This is a genomic window from Plantactinospora sp. CNZ320, assembly GCF_002846275.1.
On sequence record NZ_PJMP01000001.1, the window covers coordinates 3,340,489 to 3,360,465 of the forward strand.

The 19,977-nt window shown below is 70.0% G+C and carries 15 protein-coding genes, 3 tRNA genes and 1 pseudogene; 5 read left to right on the forward strand and 14 right to left on the reverse strand.

Annotated features, from left to right (window positions below; genetic code table 11):
• Positions 1 to 86 precede the first annotated feature (86 nt).
• The 4 genes from CLT71_RS14580 to CLT71_RS14595 form a co-directional block, all read right to left on the reverse strand.
• On the reverse strand, positions 87 to 755 hold the full coding sequence (locus CLT71_RS14580) for an ATP-dependent Clp protease proteolytic subunit (protein ID WP_101367584.1): 669 nt from the start codon (positions 753 to 755) through the stop codon (positions 87 to 89).
• A gap of 11 nt (positions 756 to 766) precedes the next feature.
• On the reverse strand, positions 767 to 1,411 hold the full coding sequence (locus tag CLT71_RS14585) for an ATP-dependent Clp protease proteolytic subunit (protein WP_101367585.1): 645 nt from the start codon (positions 1,409 to 1,411) through the stop codon (positions 767 to 769).
• A 221-nt stretch (positions 1,412 to 1,632) separates the two neighbouring features.
• Positions 1,633 to 2,997, reverse strand: a complete 1,365-nt coding sequence (gene tig / locus CLT71_RS14590) for a trigger factor (protein WP_101367586.1) — start codon at positions 2,995 to 2,997, stop codon at positions 1,633 to 1,635.
• 175 nt (positions 2,998 to 3,172) lie between these two features.
• Positions 3,173 to 3,246 (reverse strand) — tRNA-Pro (locus tag CLT71_RS14595).
• A gap of 226 nt (positions 3,247 to 3,472) precedes the next feature.
• Here CLT71_RS14595 and CLT71_RS14600 point away from each other — a divergent pair.
• Positions 3,473 to 3,546: transfer RNA gene (locus CLT71_RS14600), tRNA-Gly, on the forward strand.
• 277 nt (positions 3,547 to 3,823) lie between these two features.
• On the opposite strand, the gene CLT71_RS14605 is transcribed toward CLT71_RS14600, so the two are convergent.
• Entirely contained in the window at positions 3,824 to 4,258 is a 435-nt protein-coding gene (locus tag CLT71_RS14605) for a hypothetical protein (protein ID WP_143743478.1), read from the reverse strand.
• A gap of 80 nt (positions 4,259 to 4,338) precedes the next feature.
• Positions 4,339 to 4,734, reverse strand: a pseudogene (locus tag CLT71_RS14610) (alpha/beta hydrolase); the annotation flags it as partial.
• 109 nt (positions 4,735 to 4,843) lie between these two features.
• On the opposite strand from CLT71_RS14610, the gene CLT71_RS37005 reads away from it, so the two are divergent.
• Positions 4,844 to 4,969: transfer RNA gene (locus CLT71_RS37005), tRNA-OTHER, on the forward strand.
• A gap of 140 nt (positions 4,970 to 5,109) precedes the next feature.
• On the opposite strand, the gene CLT71_RS14615 is transcribed toward CLT71_RS37005, so the two are convergent.
• Positions 5,110 to 5,523, reverse strand: a complete 414-nt coding sequence (locus CLT71_RS14615) for a contact-dependent growth inhibition system immunity protein (RefSeq protein ID WP_101367589.1) — start codon at positions 5,521 to 5,523, stop codon at positions 5,110 to 5,112.
• Between the two features lie 373 nt (positions 5,524 to 5,896).
• Entirely contained in the window at positions 5,897 to 6,496 is a 600-nt protein-coding gene (locus CLT71_RS14620) for a hypothetical protein (RefSeq protein ID WP_101367590.1), read from the reverse strand.
• A 306-nt stretch (positions 6,497 to 6,802) separates the two neighbouring features.
• Here CLT71_RS14620 and CLT71_RS14625 point away from each other — a divergent pair, with 306 nt between their 5' ends.
• Positions 6,803 to 7,555: a hypothetical protein gene (locus CLT71_RS14625; protein ID WP_101367591.1), complete on the forward strand. Its 753-nt coding sequence runs from the start codon at positions 6,803 to 6,805 to the stop codon at positions 7,553 to 7,555.
• Between the two features lie 131 nt (positions 7,556 to 7,686).
• Here CLT71_RS14625 and CLT71_RS14630 read toward each other — a convergent pair whose 3' ends face one another.
• The gene (locus CLT71_RS14630) at positions 7,687 to 8,811 is read right to left on the reverse strand and encodes a nuclear transport factor 2 family protein (RefSeq protein ID WP_101367592.1); all 1,125 of its coding nucleotides are present in this window, start codon (positions 8,809 to 8,811) and stop codon (positions 7,687 to 7,689) included.
• Positions 8,812 to 8,997: 186 nt separating this feature from the next.
• On the opposite strand from CLT71_RS14630, the gene sigJ reads away from it, so the two are divergent.
• Both sigJ and CLT71_RS14640 read left to right on the forward strand, forming a co-directional pair.
• On the forward strand, positions 8,998 to 9,957 hold the full coding sequence (gene sigJ, locus CLT71_RS14635; protein WP_101367593.1) for an RNA polymerase sigma factor SigJ: 960 nt from the start codon (positions 8,998 to 9,000) through the stop codon (positions 9,955 to 9,957).
• A 174-nt stretch (positions 9,958 to 10,131) separates the two neighbouring features.
• Entirely contained in the window at positions 10,132 to 13,098 is a 2,967-nt protein-coding gene (locus CLT71_RS14640) for a BTAD domain-containing putative transcriptional regulator (RefSeq protein ID WP_101371450.1), read from the forward strand.
• 43 nt (positions 13,099 to 13,141) lie between these two features.
• Here CLT71_RS14640 and CLT71_RS14645 read toward each other — a convergent pair whose 3' ends face one another.
• The 5 genes from CLT71_RS14645 to CLT71_RS14665 form a co-directional block, all read right to left on the reverse strand.
• The gene (locus tag CLT71_RS14645; RefSeq protein WP_143743479.1) at positions 13,142 to 14,047 is read right to left on the reverse strand and encodes a hypothetical protein; all 906 of its coding nucleotides are present in this window, start codon (positions 14,045 to 14,047) and stop codon (positions 13,142 to 13,144) included.
• Between the two features lie 458 nt (positions 14,048 to 14,505).
• Entirely contained in the window at positions 14,506 to 16,314 is a 1,809-nt protein-coding gene (locus tag CLT71_RS14650) for an ABC transporter ATP-binding protein (RefSeq protein WP_101367595.1), read from the reverse strand.
• The gene (locus CLT71_RS14655; RefSeq protein ID WP_101367596.1) at positions 16,298 to 18,163 is read right to left on the reverse strand and encodes an ABC transporter ATP-binding protein; all 1,866 of its coding nucleotides are present in this window, start codon (positions 18,161 to 18,163) and stop codon (positions 16,298 to 16,300) included. The genes CLT71_RS14650 and CLT71_RS14655 overlap by 17 nt, the downstream gene beginning before the upstream one ends.
• Positions 18,160 to 19,701 (reverse strand): class I adenylate-forming enzyme family protein, encoded by a 1,542-nt coding sequence (locus tag CLT71_RS14660; RefSeq protein WP_101367597.1) that lies wholly within the window; start codon positions 19,699 to 19,701, stop codon positions 18,160 to 18,162. Before CLT71_RS14660 ends, CLT71_RS14655 begins: the two co-directional genes overlap by 4 nt.
• Positions 19,698 to 19,976, reverse strand: coding sequence for a phosphopantetheine-binding protein (locus CLT71_RS14665; RefSeq protein ID WP_101367598.1), 279 nt, complete (start codon positions 19,974 to 19,976; stop codon positions 19,698 to 19,700). The genes CLT71_RS14660 and CLT71_RS14665 overlap by 4 nt, the downstream gene beginning before the upstream one ends.
• Position 19,977: the final 1 nt, after the last annotated feature.

Consider the following 19,977-nt stretch of genomic DNA (forward strand, 5'->3'; position numbering starts at 1 on the left):
TGCGCGAGGTTTCTCCGACCCCCAAAACGGGTGTGTCAGAGGCCGGCCGCCGGACAGTCGGTCGGCCGGCCTCTGACCCAAGATGATCAGCTCGAGGCGTTGGCCGCGAGCAGGCCCTTCTTTCGGCTGGTCAGGATGGTGTCGACCAGGCCGTACTCCCGAGACTCCTCGGCGGTCATGAACTTGTCACGGTCGATATCACGACGGACTCGTTCAATCGGCTGGTTGGAGTGTCGCGAGAGCATCTCCTCGAGCTGGGTACGCATCCGGAGGATCTCCCGAGCCTGGATCTCGATGTCCGAGCCCTGCCCGTAGCCGCCCTCGGTGGCCGGCTGGTGGATGATGATCCGGGAGTTCGGCAGCGCCATGCGCTTACCGGGCGTACCGGCGGCGAGGAGTACGGCCGCGGCGCTGGCCGCCTGCCCGAGGCAGACGGTCTGGATGTCCGGCCGGACGTACTGCATCGTGTCGTAGATCGCCGTCATGGCCGTGAACGAGCCACCGGGCGAGTTGATGTACATGATGATGTCGCGGTCCGGGTCGGTGCCCTCCAGCGTCAGCAGCTGGGCCATCACGTCGTTGGCCGACGCGTCGTCCACCTGCACGCCGAGGAAGATGATCCGGTCCTCGAAGAGCTTGTTGTAGGGGTTCGACTCCTTGACGCCGTACGAGGTGCGCTCGACGAAGGAGGGCAGGACGTACCGGTTGTGCACGGGCTGGAAGCCGCCACCGGCAAGCAGGGTCGGGTCAGTCATCGTTCCGCTCCTCAGCTCAGGGTCCCGGCGCCTTCCGGAACCTGCGCGGCTCCGGTGATCACCTTGTCGATGAAGCCGTAGTCCTTGGCCTCGGTGGCGGTGAACCAGCGGTCCCGGTCCGAGTCGGCCTCGATCTGGGCCTGGTCCTGGCCGGTGTGGTGGGCCACCCGCTCCTGGAACATCCGCTTGGTGTAGAGCATCTGCTCCGCCTGGATGGCGATGTCGGATGCCGTGCCGCCCATGCCGCCGGAGGGCTGGTGCATCATGATCCGCGCGTGCGGCAGGGCGTAGCGCTTACCCTTGGTGCCGGCGCAGAGCAGGAGCTGGCCCATCGAGGCGGCCATGCCCATGGCGACGGTGGAGACGTCGTTGTCGATGAATTGCATGGTGTCGTAGATCGCCATGCCGGAGTAGACCGAGCCACCCGGCGAGTTGATCCACAGGTTGATGTCGCGGCTGGGGTCCTCCGCCGCGAGTAGCAGCAGCTGTGCGCAGATGCGGTTGGCGACCTGGTCGGTCACCTCGCTGCCAAGGAAGATGATCCGCTCCTTGAGCAGCCGGTTGTAGACCGAGTCGTCGAGGTTGCCACCAAGTGCGTCCGCACCGCGGGCTTCGGTCACCCGCAGGGGCATAGCTGAGAAGTCTGAACCAGTCATGGCAGCCCTTCGCTCTCCGTGCGTCTTACGCCCGACATTAACCGCTGACCGGGGTCGTAACGTCCCGGTCCGGGCACTGTTCGCTAACAGCGCAGTAGGCGGCGGCGGTACGGCAGCGACGGCAGTGGCGTGCTGACCGCCGGGGCGTACCCGATGGGGTTCTGGTCTGGTCGGGCCCGGAGCGTGGCGTCCGGGCCCGGCGGTCACGACCCGCGCCGCTTTCAGTGCTCGTGGTCGTGGTCGTGCTGGTGGTCGTGCTCCTCGCCGCTCGCGGCGCGGAGCTCGTCCATGCTGATCGGGTTGCCGGCCGAGTCGGTGATCTTGATCCGCTCCATCACCATGGCCAGCGCCTTGCCGCGCCGGACGTCGCCGAAGACCGCGCCGGCCGCGCCCGAGCGGACGAGCTGGTCGTAGTACTGCTGAGGGGCCATCCCGGCACGCTGCGCCCGGTGCACGATCTCGTGCCCGAACTCGTCGTCGGAGACCTGGACCTCCTCGGCGTCGGCCAGGGTGTCCAGCAGGAGCTGGATCTTGACCCCCTCGGTGGCCGCGTCCTTCAGCTCGGCGTCGATCTGCTCCTCGGTCTTCTCCTCGGAGGTCAGGTATTCCTCCAGGGAGGCGCCGATCCGCTCGAGCTGGTCGACCATCGCCTGCTTGCGGTGCTCGACCTCCTCGCGCACGACCCCCTCCGGGGCCGGCACGTCGGCGGCCGCCACCATCTGCTCCAGGGCGCGGTCCCGGGCGGCGTAGATCTGCTCGATCTTCTTCGACCGGCTCACCCGCTCGCGGATGTCGCCACGCAGCTCGTCGAGGGTGTCAAACTCGCTGGCGAGCTGGGCAAAATCGTCGTCGAGCGGAGGAAGCTCCTTTTCCTTGACCGTGCGGACCGTCACAGAGACGTCCGCGTCCCGGCCGGCGAAGTCACCGCCGACGAGCTGGGTCTGGAAGGTGGTCGAGTCACCGGCCGAGAGGCCGACCAGCACCTCGTCCAGCCCCGGCAGGAGCTGCTTGCTGCCGACCTCGTGCGAGATGTTGGTCGCCGACCCGCCCGGCACGTCCTCGCCGTCGACGGTCGCCGCCAGGTCGATCTGCACGTAGTCGCCCTCCTGGGCGGCCCGCTCGACCGTCTTGAGGGTGGCGAACCGCTCGCGCAGGCTGGCAACCTGGGTGTCGATCTCGCTCTCGTCGATCTGGAGCTCGTCGACGGTCACCTCGACCGTGGAGAGGTCGGGCAGCGTAATCTCGGGGCGGACGTCGACCTCGGCGGTGAACTTCAGCGAGTCACCGTCGTTGAACTCGGTGATCTCGACCTCGGGCCGGCCCAGCGTCTTCACGTCGTGCTCGCGGACCGCGGCGAGAATGTTCTCCGGGATGGCTTCCTGCACGGCCTCGTTGAGCACCGTGCCCCGACCGACCCGCTGGTCGATCACGGCAGCCGGCACCTTGCCGCGCCGAAAGCCCGGGACATTGACCTGCGAGGCGATCTCCCGGTACGCCTTCTTGAGGCTCGGCTCGAGCTCGACGAACGGCACCTCGATGGCGAGCCGCACGCGCGTCGGGCTCAGAGTCTCGACGGTGCTCTTCACAGGCGTACTCCTTGACGGATCTCGATCTTAAGTCTGGGCCGGTCTTCAGCCCATCGAGTGTAGGCGAGCCGGCAGCGGCGGCTGACGGCGCGGGGTGGTAGGACTCACCCCACAGCCGAGACTCACCCGCCCCGCAACCGAGGCTCTCCCCCGCAGCCAGAGCTGCGGGGGACAGTCGGGGTGGCGGGATTTGAACCCACGGCCCCTCGCTCCCAAAGCGAGTGCGCTACCAAGCTGCGCCACACCCCGTGGCGGTGAAGAGTGTATGTCGTCGGGTCGGGGTCGCGCCCGCCCGGTCTCCGTGCCCGGCCGCCGTGTCGTCCCGATCAAGCTTGATCCGGGGGTACGTGGGGTGCTCGCGCTGCCGGTTTCGGGGTTGGGAGCGGGGCTGGCGGCGGCCGGAGGGATACCGGTATCCAGGGGGCAGGGCGACCCGTTAGGCTGTCGGTCGTGTCCTGAGATGATCAGGGCGAGCGCGGGCGTAGCTCAATGGCAGAGCTTCAGTCTTCCAAACTGACGGTGCGGGTTCGATTCCCGTCGCCCGCTCCAGTTCCTCCGGCCCAGGTCAGCGGCGTGCTCGTCCAGCCTGGATGTGTTGTGTGCAACTCTCTTCGATCTTGTGTGCCATTCGTATGCCAGCAGCGCGGGACCTGCCGTCCGGGTGGCCTGCGGGGTCACCGATCTCGCCGCTCGGCGTCGGGTGGGATCTTTGCGCGGCGCGGGAGCGGTAGGTCGTCCGGCGGCACGCCGCCCCGGACCGCTCCGCGGCTGGGCGGAGATCCGCCGACAGCCGCCGGGCATCCGCCCCGCGCCGCACCAGCCGCCCCTACTGCGGGTTCGGTGTGCCGTTCTGCCAGATGCAGGGTGAGGTGGCGGACAGGGTGAACTCGTAGGAGACGCCCCGGTCGTAGCGTCGGACGGAGACGAGGTATCCGTCGGCGTTCTCGACGGTGTAGCGGGGGTCGGGCCGGTCCCGCAGGTCGTGCCTGACCTTGAAGCCCTGCTGCTGCCAGTACGCGACCAGCGGCGGTATGACCTGGTCGGTCTTCCATGCGCCGAAGCTCTCGGAGGACACGATCCAGTGGCGGTGCTCGACGATGATCCGGCCGGCGGGGCCGTTGTCGGTGGGATCGTCGCAGGCAGCCTCGTTGCCGCGGTAATCGTCCTTGAGGGTGGTGCCGGCAGGCAGTTGCGCGAACGCGTCCTGGATGAGCTTCTCCACCCGCTCGATGGCGGTGGCTTGGGTCTCGGTGGGCTGCAAGCTTTCTTCCTTCCCCCCGCACGCGACGAGAGCCAGGCTCATCGCCGTAACCAACACGGCCGATACGGCTCGTCTCATGTTCATGTCGACTTCTCAGTCTGGCCGGTGGCAACGAACGCGATGTTGTCGCGGGAGACGTTTTCCTCGTCCCAGTACCTGGAGTGGGTCGCGGCCTCGTCGTCGGGGTCGCCGGGATTGCTGGCGAAGACGTTGGCGCCGAAGTCGTCCCGGGTGGGATCGTTGCCGTGGATGATGTCCCAGTCGGGGATCCGGGCGATCATGTCGTGTTCGGCGCGGGTGGCGTACACCTGGCTGGGATGCACGCCGGTCAGCTCGTTGGCGTGGTTGACGTCGACACCCGGCGACCCGACGAAGACAAGCGCGTCCGCGTTGATGCTGCTGCTCATCGCACCGTGCCCGATCACCGTGGAGCCGTAGCTTTGGGGTGTGGTGCCCTGGCGCCACGGCAAGCCGCCCGGCCGGAAGTGCCGGGGCGGAAAGCCGTACGACGCCGGCCGGCCGTGCCATCAAGCACGACCCAAAGCCGGTACCCCCGGTCCAGCGTCGACGGGCAAGATGTGACCTGGACCGGTGGCAGAGCCGGGTTATCGCAGCGTCCCGAGTCGGTCTGGTGCACGCGCCGTGACTGGGAGACGCGTGGGGCCACTGGCGTGCCATGCCCCACCAGGGGTTCAAATCCCCTCCGGTCCGCGACCAAGCCGCAGTTCCCGTCGCCCGCTCCAACGGCCTCCGGCCCACACCGGCCGAACCGCCCGGCCATATCTGGGCGTGAAGCTAGAAGTTCGTTCCCTGCCCGGACCCACTCTCCTGAGAATCGACTGTTGTGGCTCCTACTGACCAAGGAACCGCACCATGGCGTCACGGAGCTGTCGGTTTGGGTCACGCGGCCCAAGGTCGGGGTCGGAGAATGGGTGGCCGCCAACCAGCCGAGTCAGACCTGATGCCAGTTGCGTCCGTTCAGCTCGGAGATTCGACCACGCCGAGTCCGGCAGCTGCAGCACGTTGAAGAGCAGGTCGCCTGGGTAGTAGTCGCCCTCGGCCAGGGGATCCTGGAGCAGGACCTGTACAGCGAGAGGCAGCAGGGCAGACACCCCGATTCGCTGGCCGAGCATGATGCGCAGGTCTTCGACGGTGAACTCTGCGACCGGTTTGCGCCGCAGCTCGATGCAGCGTCGGACGAGGAACGTGTCGTCCGGGCCGGGGTCCGGCCACACTTCCCGCTCAAGCTGCTCGATGGTCGTCACGACGGTCAGGGTAGCGCCACCGCGACGATCGCGACGGTGGTCCAGTTGTCCGCCGAGGGTGGGGCGATCGGCTGCTGCGCTGCGTCCTGGCCTGCCACCGGGCAGCGAGGTCCAGGCGCACGGAAAGCCGTCCGACCCGAGAGGGCCGGGCGCGGCAGATCGCACGCCGCCGGACGACCACTCACCGCGAAGCCCTGCCAGTCACGTGCCAGTGACCTGTGCCCCAGTTGGTCAAGAACTATCAGGATTCGGCAGAACACGAAAGCCGAAAGAAATCTTGAAAACTGACGGTACGGGTTCTACTCCTTGCTCTCGTCCGCCCGGGGAGGCTGGACGGTCCGGCGCCTGCCCGACGAGAAGATCCGCTTCAGCGCTATCCGCCGCGCTTCTCCATCTCCTGGACATGCGCGCACGGCTGCTCAGTTCTGGCGTGCCAGATGCTTCCCACCAGGGCGACGGGGTAGTTGATTTCTCTGACCTGGCGATCGCCGGTCTCGATTGAGAACCGCATCGACAACAGCTCACCCCCGAACGCGGTCGCGCATTCGAGGCGCAGCTTGACACCTATCACGTCGGTATCACCGGGGCGTAGCAAGCGAGACTTTCCGGTGTCACGGACCAGGGCACCCGGTCCTTGCCCAGTCGCCGCACGAACCGTGAGCGGCGCTTGGCCGGCGTTGGTCACTGCCAGTTGCCCGTCCATCTGGAGAACGCCCGGGACGTCCGAACCCCCGCCAGCGATGGAGGCGGGAAAGGCCACGAGTGCGACCGAGGCACTTCGCTCCCGATCCTCCTGCGAGTCCCGCAGCACACTGACACCGACGCCACCAAGCACCCCGCCGGCAACAAAGGCAGCGACGAGCCAGACACTTGTCCTCCGTCTGACCAGGAGGCGGTCGGGAACCGCGCTGCTCGCCGCCGTCGACCGGGGATTGTGCTCGTCCAGGTCGATCACTCCGTGCTCCGCCGACATGGTGCCAGCCTAGGTGTTCCCTGACAGCACGTTCCCGGTCGTACCGTCACCTGTACAGCCGAGGTGAACCACCGACGCCGACCGGACAAGCACGGGCGGGCTGACCAGGGTGCAGGTAGCCCGACCGGCCGCCCGCGATCTTCTGCTGATCGCATGGCCAGCATGGGCCGTCCGTCGGCCAGTAACCGTGGCGCACACCGGGCACGAGCGGGCACGAGACGCAACCGGGGCTGACCGCCGCCCGCAGGTCATGCTGATGGGCAGCCGGCTCACCGGAAGGTGGCCGCATGGTGCACCATAGGCAGCATGGTCGATGGACCGGCGCGCCATTCTGCCTGGCGAGCCTCCCTCGTCGCCGGCTTCGGTCTGGCGGCCTGGACGGTGATTGCCGTTCAGATCAACGCCCTCTTCGTCGAGGACGTCCTCAGGACGTTCTATGACCCACAGGGTTACGAGCAGGAGCGGGATGCCCTGCGGCGAGGGGCCGTCGCGCTGTACACCGCAGGTGTCCACGTCGGCCACGGGCTGGCCATCTTCGTCGGCTTCTGGCTCGGGCTGCGACAGACGTCCGCGCGAGCCACGCTCGTGACCACGGCGGCCGCTGGGCTGCTCATGGCGGCTGGGCAGGCCGCGGTGGCCGCCACCCTGACACCGCAGTGGCTGCAACGGTGGGACGAGGGCGGCGACTACTCCTTCCCGACCACCATGCCCGGCGACCTGGGCGTGCTGGTGCCGATGATCGTGTGTTTCACGCTCTACCCGTTGCTTACCATGCTGGGTGGTCGACTTGGCCTGCACAGCAGCGACGTCGGGGCGCCACCGTGGGGGGCCCGGCTGAACGCGCTGGTCCCGTGGGTGATTGCCGGCCCGTTCTACCTGACGCTGGACTTCGGTCCGCCAGCTGGCCAGGGATGGACCATCGCGGCGATCTGCTGGCTGGTGGCGCTCGGCTGCCTGGTGTTCACGCTGGCCGGGCTGTCCGCCGCCCGGCGCACAGACAGTGTGCCGGGCGGCGGTGCGTCGCCGTCGCTCCGCCCCGACCAGGGATCACGTCGATGAGACGGGCCGCCGCCGAGAGGCTGTGACGATCGCGTGAGTGGTCGACCGCCGTCATGGTCGGGGTGATCGCTGCCGTACCGCTGTGTGACTTGCCGTCGACGCGGCGCCTCAGAACCACCAAAGCAGTAGCGTCAGAACCCGATGGCCTCGCGGAGCAGCAGGATGGTGGCGCGCCCGGGGGTCACCTTCTTGCCGCTGTCCCAGACCGAGTGGGGTTCCGCGTTGAGGATGAGTAGCCGGTTGATCGCGCTGGGCGTCCCGTAGACCGCCTGGGCTCGGGTGTTCTCCAACGGGAGGGCGTGTTCTTCGACGCGACGCAGCGCGGTGCTCAGGTCGGGTACCACCTTCTGCGCTCCGACGATCCAGATCGCGCGGGCAGCGCCACCGGCGTAGGCGGGTAGTTGGCTTCCGCTCGCCGAGGCGACCACGAGCGAGCCGGTTTCGGTAACTGCGGCGACGCTGCCGACGACGACGTCAGGGCTGGCCAGCAGCCGCCGGATCTCGTCGGCGGCGGTGGCGCGGTCCATTGCCAGTACCCGTGGTTTGATGGCCTGGTATCGCCCGCTGGTGTTCAGATCGGCGTCGATGCCGGAAAGCCGGAGGGTTTCACTGGCTGCGGTGAACACGCTGGCGCCCTCGGGTATCAGCTCCGCGATGCGGGCGCGCGCGGCGGCAACGTCGTCAAGGATTTCGACGGTGAAGCCGTGTGCCGTCAGCGCGGCTGCGGATCGCTCCAGGCGCTCCGGGGAGACCGGATCGGCGAACGAGGGAGCCGGCGTCGGGTCAGTTGAGATTTCCGGCCGGGCGGGTTCGTCCGTCGATCGAGGTGCCGAGCCCGCGAGCGGGGTGGTGTCGAGGTATCTGACCTCGTAGACGCGCTCGGTGAACTTCCAGCCGTCCGGGGTGCGCTGGTAGCGGTCGTGGTAGATGGCATAGTTCAGTCCTTCGTGGCCGTCGCGGGTGCGGACGAGTTCCTGGAGGTAGGCGCGGCCGATCGCGGTGTCGCCGTCAAGTTCGATGGTTCCCGGGTGGGTGGTCTGCACGAAGACGTCCCACTGGGCCTGTAGCCGCTCGCCGCCGGCGCGGATCTCCTCGCGGCCGACCAGCTCGACCGGGATGTTGGGCATCCGTAGCACGCCGTCCGGCGTGAACAGTGCCGCGAGACGGGCACGGTCGCGCATCATCGCCGCGTCGGTGAACTCGCCGCGCAGCGCCTCGATCTCGACGCGGTCGGCGACGGCCTGGAAGTCGCTCATCAGTTCCTCACTGCCTGCATGTCGTCTCTGTCAGTGGCGGGTGCCGCAGATGTGACGATCCGACGCACCGAAACGTGAGGTGCTTCGGCGACCTCACAACTCGGCAGTGTGTTTCGTCGGTTGAACGAGGACAGGGGCTTCGTCGGACCGACGAGGACAGGTACGACCGAGGGAGTTGTCGACGCTATGACCACCCGGTTCGACTCTGACGGGGACCTCAGCATGGTCATGGGCAACCGACGTCTCTTGATCAACATCGCCTATCGGCTCCTCGGGTCCCTCTCCGAGGCCGAGGACGCCGTCCAGGAGACCTATGCCCGCTGGTACGCCATGTCACCGCAACAGCGGGACGCCATCGAATCCCCGAGCGCCTGGCTGAGCAGGGTAGCCGGTCGCGTCTGCCTCGACGTGCTCCGCTCGGCCCGGGTCCGACGTGAGCGGTACGTGGGCGAATGGGTTCCGGAGCCGGTGCCCGAACCGGCGGAGTGGATCGACGGGCGGCCAGCCGGTCCCACAGTCGACCCGGCCGACCAGGTCACCCTCGACGAGTCGGTCAGCATGGCGTTCCTCGTGGTACTCGAATCGATGACCCCGGCCGAACGCGTCGCGTTCATCCTGCACGACGTCTTCCGGTTCTCCTTCGCCGAGGTGGCCGAGACCGTCGGCCGCACACCGGCGGCTTGTCGCCAACTGGCCTCCTCGGCCCGCCGTCGTGTCCGGGTGGTGCGGAGTCCGGCGACCCCGACCGCCGAACAGGCCCGAGTCGTCGGGGAATTCAAGCGGGCATGGCGGGCGTGCGACATCGACGCACTCCTCGGACTGCTCGACCCCGGAGCCACCGCGGTCGGCGACGGTGGTGGCATCACCAACGCCGAGGTCCGCCCGATCGAAGGCGGAGAGCGGATCGCGCGCCGCCTGACCGAGCTCATGAGCAGGGCGCCAGACGGCCTGACCCTGCTGGAGCGTACCGTCAACGGCCGCCCCGGGCTGGTCGCTCGGCGGGACGGCGTGACCGTGGGGGTTTTCGCGTTCCACGTCACGGCCGGCCGGATCAGACGCATCTGGGCGGTACTCAATCCGGAGAAGCTCGGCTCGTGGAACGGTGCCGGTCGGACCGGGCCACCCGCGCTCGACGAGTCGCCATGACGTTGGTCGACAACCGGGATCGGCCGGTGCCGACGGTCTTCGTGGACACCGCAGCGCTCGGCGGCGCCGGAACGGGCGGCAGTCGCGAAATTGGCTGCTCGCTGCCGGTACGGTGCGGCATCCTGCTGTCACGGCGTCACCGAACGAAGCCCGGGTCAGGAGGTGCGGTCGGCGATGACGGTGCAGCTGTTGCTCTTCGGCGACGTGCGGGCCCGGGTCGACGGGCAGCCCGTCGCGCTCGGGCACGCGCGGCAGCGCTGCGTACTCGCGGCGCTGCTGGTCGACGCCAACCGGATCGTGCCGGCCGACCGGCTGCTGGACCGGGTCTGGGGCGAGCAGCGGCCCCGGCACGCCCGCAACGCCCTGGCCGGGTACGTCTCCCGGCTGCGTACCCTGCTCGGCGGCAGTGCCGGGTTCACGATCACCCACCGCTCCGAGGGGTACCTGCTGACGGTGGACCCGGACGCGGTCGATCTGCACCGGTTCCACCGGCTGCTCGCCCGGGCCCGTTCCCTCGCCCGCCCCGAGGGAACACACACCGGCGGCGCAACGGCGGCGGCGCCGGGAAGCGGCGAAACCCCGGCCGCCCTGCTCGAAGAGGCGCTGTCGCTCTGCCGGGGCGAGCCGTTCGGCGCCCTCGACACGCCCTGGCTGGCCGGGCTCCGGGTCGCGGTCGCGGCCGAGCGGCTGGCGGCCGAACTCGACCTGACCGATCTCGCCCTGGCCGCCGGCCGGCACGCCGAACTCCTCGCCGAGCTGACCACCCGGGCCGCCATGCACCCGTTCGACGAGCGGATCGCCGGGCAGCTGATGACCGCGCTGTACCGCTGTGGCCGGCAGGCCGACGCGCTCCGGCACTACCAGGAGGTCCGGTCCCGGCTGGCCGGGGAACTCGGCATGGACCCGGCACCCGCGCTGCAACGGCTGCACCAGCAGATCCTGACCGGCGACCCGGCGCTGGAGAGCCGGCCGGCACCGGTCCCGGACCGGCCACCGGCGGGCGGCGCCGCGACCGCGGCACCGGCGGTACCGCGCCAACTGCCGGCGCCACCGGCCGCGTTCACCGGACGGGAGGACGAACTGGCCGAGCTGGACGGTCTCGTCGACCCGGCCTCGGGAGGGGGCCACACCGCCGTGGTCGGCCGCACCGCCGTGGTCTCCGGCTCCGCCGGGGTGGGCAAGAGCGCGCTGGCGGTGCACTGGGCACACCGTCACGCCGGCCGCTTCCCCGACGGGCAGCTCTACGTCAACCTGCGCGGCTTCGACCCGGACGGCGTGCTGGTCGACCCGGCGGAGGCGGTACGCGGATTCCTCGACGCGTTCGGGGTCGCCGCGCGGCGGATCCCGGTCGGGCTCGCCGCGCAGACCGCGCTCTACCGCAGCCTCGTCGCCGACCGGCGGATCCTGGTCGTCCTCGACAACGCCCGCGACGCCGCGCAGGTGCGCCCGCTGCTGCCCGGCGCCCCCGGCTGTGCCACCGTGGTGACCAGCCGTAACCGCCTCGCCGGCCTGGTCGCGATCGACGGCGCCCGGCCGGTCACCGTCGACCTGTTCAGTCCGGCCGAGGCCCACCGCTTCCTGGCCCGGCGCCTCGGCACCGACCGGGTGGCCGACGAGCCGGCCGCCGTGGCCGAGATCGCGACCCGGTGCGCGCGGCTGCCGCTGGCGCTGGCCGTGGTGGCCGCCCGCGCCGCCGCGTACCGGGGCTTCCGCCTCGCCGACCTGGCCGCCGAGCTGCGGACCGGCGGCAGCAGCCTCGACCCGTTCGACGGCGGCGAACCGGCGGCGGACGTCCGGGCGGTCCTCTCCTGGTCGTACCGGGCGCTGAGCCCGCTGGCCGCACGGCTGTTCCGGCTGGTCGGGCTGCACCCCGGAGCCGAGTTGACCGTACCGGCCGTGGCCAGCCTCGCCGGCCTCCCGGTGGCGGCGGCACGCCGGCCGCTGGCCGAGCTGGCCCGGGCACACCTGCTCGACGAACGCTCGCCGGGGCGGTACACCCGGCACGACCTGCTGCGGGCGTACGCCGCGGAGCGGGTCGAGGTCGAGGAGGATGCCACCGACCGGCGTACGGCGACGAACCGGCTGCTGGACCACTATCTGCACACCGCGTACGCGGCCGACCGGCTGCTGTATCCGCACCGGGATCCGATCGTGCTGGCCGAGCCGGTGCCGGGAGCCGGGAGTGAGTCCTTCGTCGACCAGGCCGGGGCGAGCGCGTGGCTGCGCGCCGAGCACCGGACCCTGCACGCCCTGGTCGACTGGGCCGGCCGTTCCGGGTTCGACCGGCACTGCTGGGAGCTGGCCTGGAGCCTCACCAGCTTCTTCAACCTGAGCGGGTACTGGCACGACCAGGTCGCCGTGCAGCGTACCGCCCTGGAGGCGGCGGGCCGGATCGGCGATCAGGCGGCGCAGGCACACGTACACCGGAATCTCGGCCGGGCCCAGACCCAGCTCGGCCGCCTCGACCAGGCCCGGACTCACCTCGCCGAGGCGTCGCGGCTGTTCGTCGCGGTCGGCGACCAGGCCAACCAGGCGCAGACCCGGGTGAACATCGCGCGGATCCTGGAACAGCAGGGTCGCGACCTGGAGGCACTGCACCACGACCGACGCTCACTCGACCTCTATCGCGAGGCCGGGCACCTGACCGGACAGGCCCGGGCGTTGAACAACATCGCCTGCATGCTGACCCGGCTCGGCGAGTACGACCAGGCCCGCGAGCTGTGCCGGCAGGCGCTGCGGCTCAACGAGGAGATCGGCAACCGGCACGGCACGGCCACCAACTGGCAGAGCCTCGGCTATCTCGAATGCGCGGCCGGGGCGTTCGGTCCGGCGGTCACCGGCTGCCGGCGGGCGCTCGACCTCTTCGCCGAGGTCGGCGACCGGGCCGGCGCCGCCGAGACGCTGACCTGCCTCGGCGAGGCGCTGCACGGCGACGGCGAGATCCGCGCCGCCGTGCGGGCCTGGGAGCGGGCCCTGGTGCTGTACGACGAGATGGGCCATCCGGACGCCGACCGGGTCCGCCTGCACCTGCACGGAGTGCGGGGAGCGGGCCCGGTCGGGGGCGTACTCGCCGGCGGTACCGCCGTCCCTGCCGCCGTCGGGCCGGACGTCGCCGCGCCGGGCCGCCGTCCCGGAAGCTGACGGCGGCCCGGCGCTGGGCCGCGTTCTGGGGCGGCCGGCGAGGTCAGGAGGCGCAGATCGCCTGGCTGACGATGAAGTCCCAGTCCTGGCTGGTCGGGGTGTTCTCCACCGCGAACGCCTCGACGTCGTCCAGCGCGTTGGCCGGGTAGACGACCTGGAGCGACACGCCGCCGGGCGCGGCGTCGGAGATAGCCGCACCGGCACCGTGCACCCGGGTACCGGTCGGGCAGCTCGCGAACGCGATCTTCTCCGACTCCGAGTCGCTCTGGGTCGAGGCGGTGGTGACCACCTGGTAGCCGGCCGGCCGGTTCACGCAGACCGCGTACGCGTCCACGGTCCAGCGGCCGGCGTAGCCGTCGGCGTCCTCGTGCGCGGTGGCCCGGAAGATGTCACCGCTGGCCGAGGCCCGGGAAACCTGGAGTGCCACGTCACGCCCCGGGTTGACGATCCGGGCGCCGCCGCCGATGGCCCGCCGGGTGCCGCAGGGCGCCTTCGCCTCCAACTCGATCGGGGACGAGGTCGCCGAGTTTGCGGTACCCACGACCTGATAGCCGGAGAGCCCGGACGGGCTGGCGCAGATGGCGTACGCCTGCACCCACCAGTCGCCGGTCATCCCGGCCGTGGTCTCCGAGCCGGTCACCACGTAGCTGTCCGGTGTCCCGTCGGTACGGTGCTCCGGGAAGAGCTGCACCAGCGTCACCTTGGCGCTGTCCGCGGCGGCCACGGCGAATGCCCAGCCCCCGCCGCCGATCACCCACTTGCCGGCCGGGCACTGGGCCCGGGCGGTGTGGGTCTGCTGGGAGTCGATCGCCGACAGCGGCGACGTCACCTTCTCGATGCCGGTCACCGCCGCGGCCGGGCCGGCACCGGCAAGCTGGATTCCGACCTGGGCGGCCACCACGATCGCGGCGGCACCGGCCGGGACGAACCAGCGGTTCATGCGAGTCATTGCCCTGTTCCCCTCTCGTTCCGGGTCGACGGTCGGCCCGGGTAACTGCCGACAACGGTGGCCGGCGGGGTTTCGGCAACTCTTCGGTGACGATGAAATCTACTGACGGGGGTGTCTGACGGGGGTGTCTGTCGGGCGGCCACCAGCCGCGCAACCGGGGCCGACCTCGCTGATCCCGCCGGTGGCCGGGGCGACGCCTGCTATCTCGAAGAGGCAAGGATCGCCGCCTCGATGCGCAGCCCCACTCCTGTCACAACGAAGATCCCCCCGAAGACGTGCAGTTCGACTGGCCCAGGGTCGTTCCACAGGGTGAGCAGTGAGACCAGCAGACCGGCGGTCATCGCCATGGTTCCAAGTACGCGCAGGGTGTCAGCTCGTCGAGATCGAAGGTCCACGGCAGGACCCTACTGCTCGCGCCGGACCGAGAGCGACCACGTCTCGCCATGATCGGCCAGCGGCTAGTCGAGCTTGACACCGATGCCGGCGGCGCTCGCCTCCTGCTGGAGCCGATAGGTGGCCGCGTACCGGCCGTCGGCCCGCATCAGCGTCGCGTGATCGCCCTGCTCGACCACCCTGCCCTCGTGCAGGACGATGATCAGATCGGCCATCGCGATGGTGGAGAACCGGTGCGTGACGATGAGCGTGATGGTGCCCCGGGCGGCGGCGTGGGTACGGGAGATCACGTTCTGCGCCTGGAAGATCTCGTACTCGCTGGTGGCGTCGAGCGCCGCAGTCGGCTCGTCAAGCACCATCAGGAGTGGGTCGTCGCGCATCGCCCCGCGGGCGAGCCCGACCCGTTGCCACTGCCCCTCCGACAGTTCCACTCCACCGAACTCCCTGCCCAGCCGGGTCTCCAACCCGTCCGGCAGCGCCTGCACGATCGACGAGGCGTCGGCGGCGGCCAACGCCCGCTCGATCCTGGCACTGTCGTCGATCCGGTCGACGTCGCCCACTCCGACCGCGGCGCGTACGGAGGTCCGGTACCGCCCGAAGTCCTGGAAGACGGCACCGCACGAGGCCCGCCACGACGTCGGGTCCAGGTCCTTCAGCGGTACGCCGTCGATGTCGATGGTGCCGCTGGACGGCTGGTAGAGGCCGGTCAGGAGCTTGATCAGAGTGGTCTTGCCCGAGCCGTGCTCGCCGACGATCGCGATGATGCTTCCGGCCGGCAGGTCCAGGGTCACGCCGGAGAGCGCATCACGATCCTGCCCGGGATAGCGGAAGCTGACGTCACGCAGTGTCACACCACGGCCGAGTCGACTCGGGGCATCCGCACCGGTCCGGTCGCTCGCCTGCGCTGCGGCGTAACGGCGCAGCCAGAGGAACGGTTCGAGGGCGGCGATCCCGGCGAACACCGGAGCCGTCTGGGAGATGGCCTGCTCGATCTGCGCCCGGAGTTGACCTGCCAGCGCCACCGCGAGTACCAGGTCACCGATGCTCCGCTCGCCCTGGGCCACCAGGTAGACGACGTAGAACAGGCCGGCGACGTAGCCCACCATGAACAGGGTCCAGCCAAGGGCGGAGGCCGCCGCGCCGAAATAGCGGGCCCGGGCCTCGATCACGCCTTCGGCCCGCCACGCCTGTTCGACCTGCCGGGCCAGCTCGGCGCCGGCCCCGGTGATCCGCAGTTCCGGTGCCGATCGGGGGTCGGTGAGCAGGCCGAAGAGGTGGCGTTCCAGGCGTGCCGTCTCGGCGACCGCGAGCTGTGCCTTGCGGGCCTTGGCCGGCCCCACGCGCTTGAGGAGCAGCGGCGGCAGGGCGAAGATCGCCAGGCCGAGCAGGGCCGGATGGATCGAGCCCAGCAGGACGAGGGTGATCAGGACGCGTACGAAGTTGGAGGCGGAGTACAGCAGCGCCCAGCACGCCTGCACGAGTACGGCGCCCTGGCCCCGTACCAGTTCCAGCCGGTCCAGATATTCGGGGTCCTCAAGGTGGTCCAGGGTGGGGATGCCGGCGACGTTGCGCTGGATCTCCTCGTCCACGTCCAGCATGCCGAGCCGGTCGGAGAGGTCCATCCGCAGTTCCTGCTCCACCAGGAACCCGATGTCCACCACCGCCCAGGCCACCGCACCCAGCGCGGCCGCGACCAGCACGGTCTGCCAGTCCCGGTGGATGGCGGCGTCCACGAGCGCCCGCAGCGCCAGCCCGCCGGCCAGGAAGGCGGCGTTCGACACCACCAGCAGGGCGAGCACCGAGGCGGACATCCGGCGGTCCAGGCGCCAGGAGCGCCGGAAGATTTCGAGCCAGGCCTCAAAGCGATGACGCATGGGCTCCCCCTCGCACGGACGCCTCGTCGGATCGCAGGAAGCGCTCGGCCTGCAGTCGGAACATCCGGGCGTACTCGCCGTCGTGCGCCATCAGCTCGGCGTGTGTTCCGGACTCGGAAATCGCTCCGTCGCCGAGCAGAACGATCCGGTCGGCCTCCTTGACGGTGAACAACCGGTGCGAGACGAGCAGCACCGTGCTGTCCCGAGCTGCCTCCATCAACAGACTGAACACCTCGAACTCCGTGCGTACGTCGAGGTTCGCGGTGGGTTCGTCGAGCACGAGTACGTCGGCACCGGTACGCAGCGCGAAGAGTGCCCGGGCGATCGCGACCCGCTGCCACTGTCCACCCGAGAGGTCGACGCCGTTGCTCCGGGACCGTGACAACGGGGTGTCCCAGCCGTGCGGCAGGCTGCGGACGAGTTTCTCGATCCCGGCGTCGGCAGCGACACCGTTCAACACCTCCGGATCGGCCGCCGCCCCGGGGCGACCCATCCGGACGTTGTCCCGCAGTGACAGCTCGTACCGGACGAAGCCCTGGAAGACCACTGCCAACCTGGACTGCCACGCCTCCCGGTCGATCTCCGCCACGTCGATCCCGTCGGCGGTGATCCGGCCCTGGCCAGGATCGTAGAGCCGGGACAGCAGCTTGATCAGGGTGGTCTTGCCGGCGCCGTTGGCACCGACGATGCCGAGGACCTCACCGGGCCTGACGGTCAGGTCCAGGTTTTCCAGGACCCGGCGGCTCCCGCCCGGGTACCCGAACGACACCGACTCGAAGGCGAGCAGCGGCGGCGCCGGCGCGGCTGGCGCGACGCGGACCGCAGGCGCGGTCCCGGGTCGCCTTGCCGGGAGCGCCTCCAGTTTCCGTAGCGCCCGGACGGCTGGGAGGCCGCCCTCGATGTGCATCGCCTCGTATCCCATCCAGCCCAGGGAGAGCATGCCGAGCCCTGCGGTGAGCGCCGTGGCCAGCTCGCTGCTGTTGAGCCGGCCGGAGGCCGCCAACGAGGCGGGCACGAGGAGTGCGGTACCGATCGACAGGGCGCTGACGGTGAGCAACTGCCACTGGGCCCGCAGGATGATGAACTTGCGCTCCCGGTACGGCTCCAGGTGGTCCAGGGTCGCCCGGCGGTACTGCCGGACCGACCACGGGAAGAAGCCGAAGATCCGCAGCTCCTTCGCGGTCTCCGGGCCGGAGGAGACGTCCCGCCAGTAGCCGGCCCGCCGGATGTGCTTGGTGTTGCCGGCCCAGACCGCGATCAGGCTCATCCACTTGCGCCGCATCATGCCGCGCAGCAGGAGCAGCAGCCCCAGCAGTACGACGACAAGCAGCGGCGACACGACGACCCAGAGCACGGCCGCGGAGAGGGCCGCTCCCAGTAGCCGGCTCAGCAGTATGCACTGGCCGACGGCTGCCGTGCCGGGGGTGTACTCGGTCCAGTTGGCCGGCTCCGCCGAGGCAAGCTCGATGACGTCCTGCAACGCGGGGTCTTCGAGATGGGCGATCGTCTCCGGTCGTTGCAGCGCCCGGATGACCTCCTGCCGGTGGGCTCCGTCGATCCGGTGTGCGACGTGGAACTGCAGTGGGTCGCTGATCCCGTCCAGCGCCTGGTCGAGCAGGAGAACCGCGCCGAGGGCCACGAGCGGCAGGTAGATGCCGTCGTCGGCACCGACCACGGTGAGACCCTCGGTCAGGTTCCGGACGACGGCGGCGGTGGCGAGCGCGGTGGCGGCGGGCAGCGCGGCCCGGACGACCAGGATGAGCGCCATGCCGATCCAGGCGAAGGTGCCGTCCTTCGGCAACAGGCGCAGCAGCGTCCACCGGTCGCGCAGTAGTTGACGCAGCATCATGGGCGGGCCCCCGGGCCGGACGCGGACACTTCTCGGTTACCCGGCAGGCCGGCGGCGCAGTACTCGCGGAGTTTCGCCTTGTCGATCTTGCCGTTCGGCGTCATCGGCATCTCCGGGACCAGCACACAGACCTCAGGCATCTTGACCTGTTCCAGATGTCGCCTCAGTTCGGACAGCACCGACGGCGGATCGACGGCGTCACCGGCGACCGCGAGGACCATCGGCTCGTCGTCACCGGACGGGATGAGCAGGGCGGCCAGCTCGACACCGGGGACCTGCTGGGCCGCCGACTCGATCTCCTGGGTGTTCATCCGGGCCCCGTTGTGCTTGAAGATGTCGTCCCGGCGCCCCTCGAAATAGAGGTAACCGTCCTGGTCGAGGTAACCGAAGTCGCCGGTGCGCAGCATCCGCTCCGATGTCCCGGCGCACCTGACGAACCGCGACTCGGTCTGCTCCTCGTCGCGCCAGTAGCCGGCCATCACCGAGGGGCCACGGACGTGGAGTTCCCCCACCGACATCGGCGGTAACCGGTTGCCGTCGGCGTCCAGCACCTGGATCTCCAGCCCGTCGAGTGGCCGTCCGGCGGAACGTGGCCGGGCCAGGTCACCGTCCGGCTCCATGATGGTGACCCGTTTGCACTCGGTGATCCCGTACATCAGCGCCAGGCTGGCCGCCGGGAAGATCTCCCGGAGGCTCTGCCGGAGCCGTTCCGGCATCGCCGCTCCGGTGTTGGTGATCAGTCGCACGCTTGTCACCGGCCCGGAGCGGCGGCGCAGCCGTTCGATCATGTTGCCGAGCGTCGGCAACAGCGGCAGCACGGTGGCCTCAGAGTCACCAATCCGTCGAAGTAGTGCCGGATCGTTCCCCGGGCCGGCCAGCACCAGGCAGGCTCCGGCCCGGGCCGCCAACAGGGCCTGGTACAGGCCGTAGTCGAACGACAGTGGCAGTCGGTTGAAGATGACGTCCTCGGCGGTGTAGCGGAGCCGCTGCTGGATCGCCTCCACCGCGAAGCGCACGCTCCGGTGCGGACACATCACGCCCTTCGGGGCCGCCGTCGTGCCCGAGGTGTAGAGCAGCATGCACAGGTCGTCGGGGTGCGGCTCCGGGTCCCCCGGCGGCCGTGCAGAGGCTGCGGCGCCGTCCAGCTCCGGCCAGTCCACCCATCGCGCGGCCGTCGATCCGGAAATCGTCTCGGGCGCTCCGACGATCACGGTCGGCTCGGCGTCCGTGACCATCGCCTGCAGCACGGCGGCCGGGGCGGCCGGATTCAACGGTACGAAGACGGCACCGATCCGGATCGTGGCCCAGAGCAGCTGGACGGTGCCGGTCCGGCTCTGCGCGACCACCGCCAGACGTGCTCCCGGCCCCACCCCCTGGTCGCGGAGCCACTGCTCGGTCGCGGTCACCCGACGCAGCAGTTGACGATAGGTGACCGTGCCCGACTCGGGATCTCGGACGGCTGGGGCGTCGGGCCAGCGATCCGCGGCGAGCGTGAGCATCTCGCCGACATCGCCGGCGACCCGGGCTGTCGCGGTCACGACGAATCGCGGCTTCCCGGATCCTGCCCCGCGTGGACCGTTTGGACGAGCGTCCAGATGTCACCCGGGGTACGGAACGCCTCGGCCGTCAGCATCTCGTCGGGGATGCTGATGTCGAAGGACTCCTCCAGCGCGATGAGCAACTGGACGCTGCGCATCGAGTCGAGCCCGAGGTCGTACAGGTTGGTGCTGGGGGTGAGCTCGCCCTCGGCCGGCAGCAGCGGAACCTGCTGCCGCAGCGTTTCCAGGAAGGTGTCGTTCCACAGGTCCGTCATC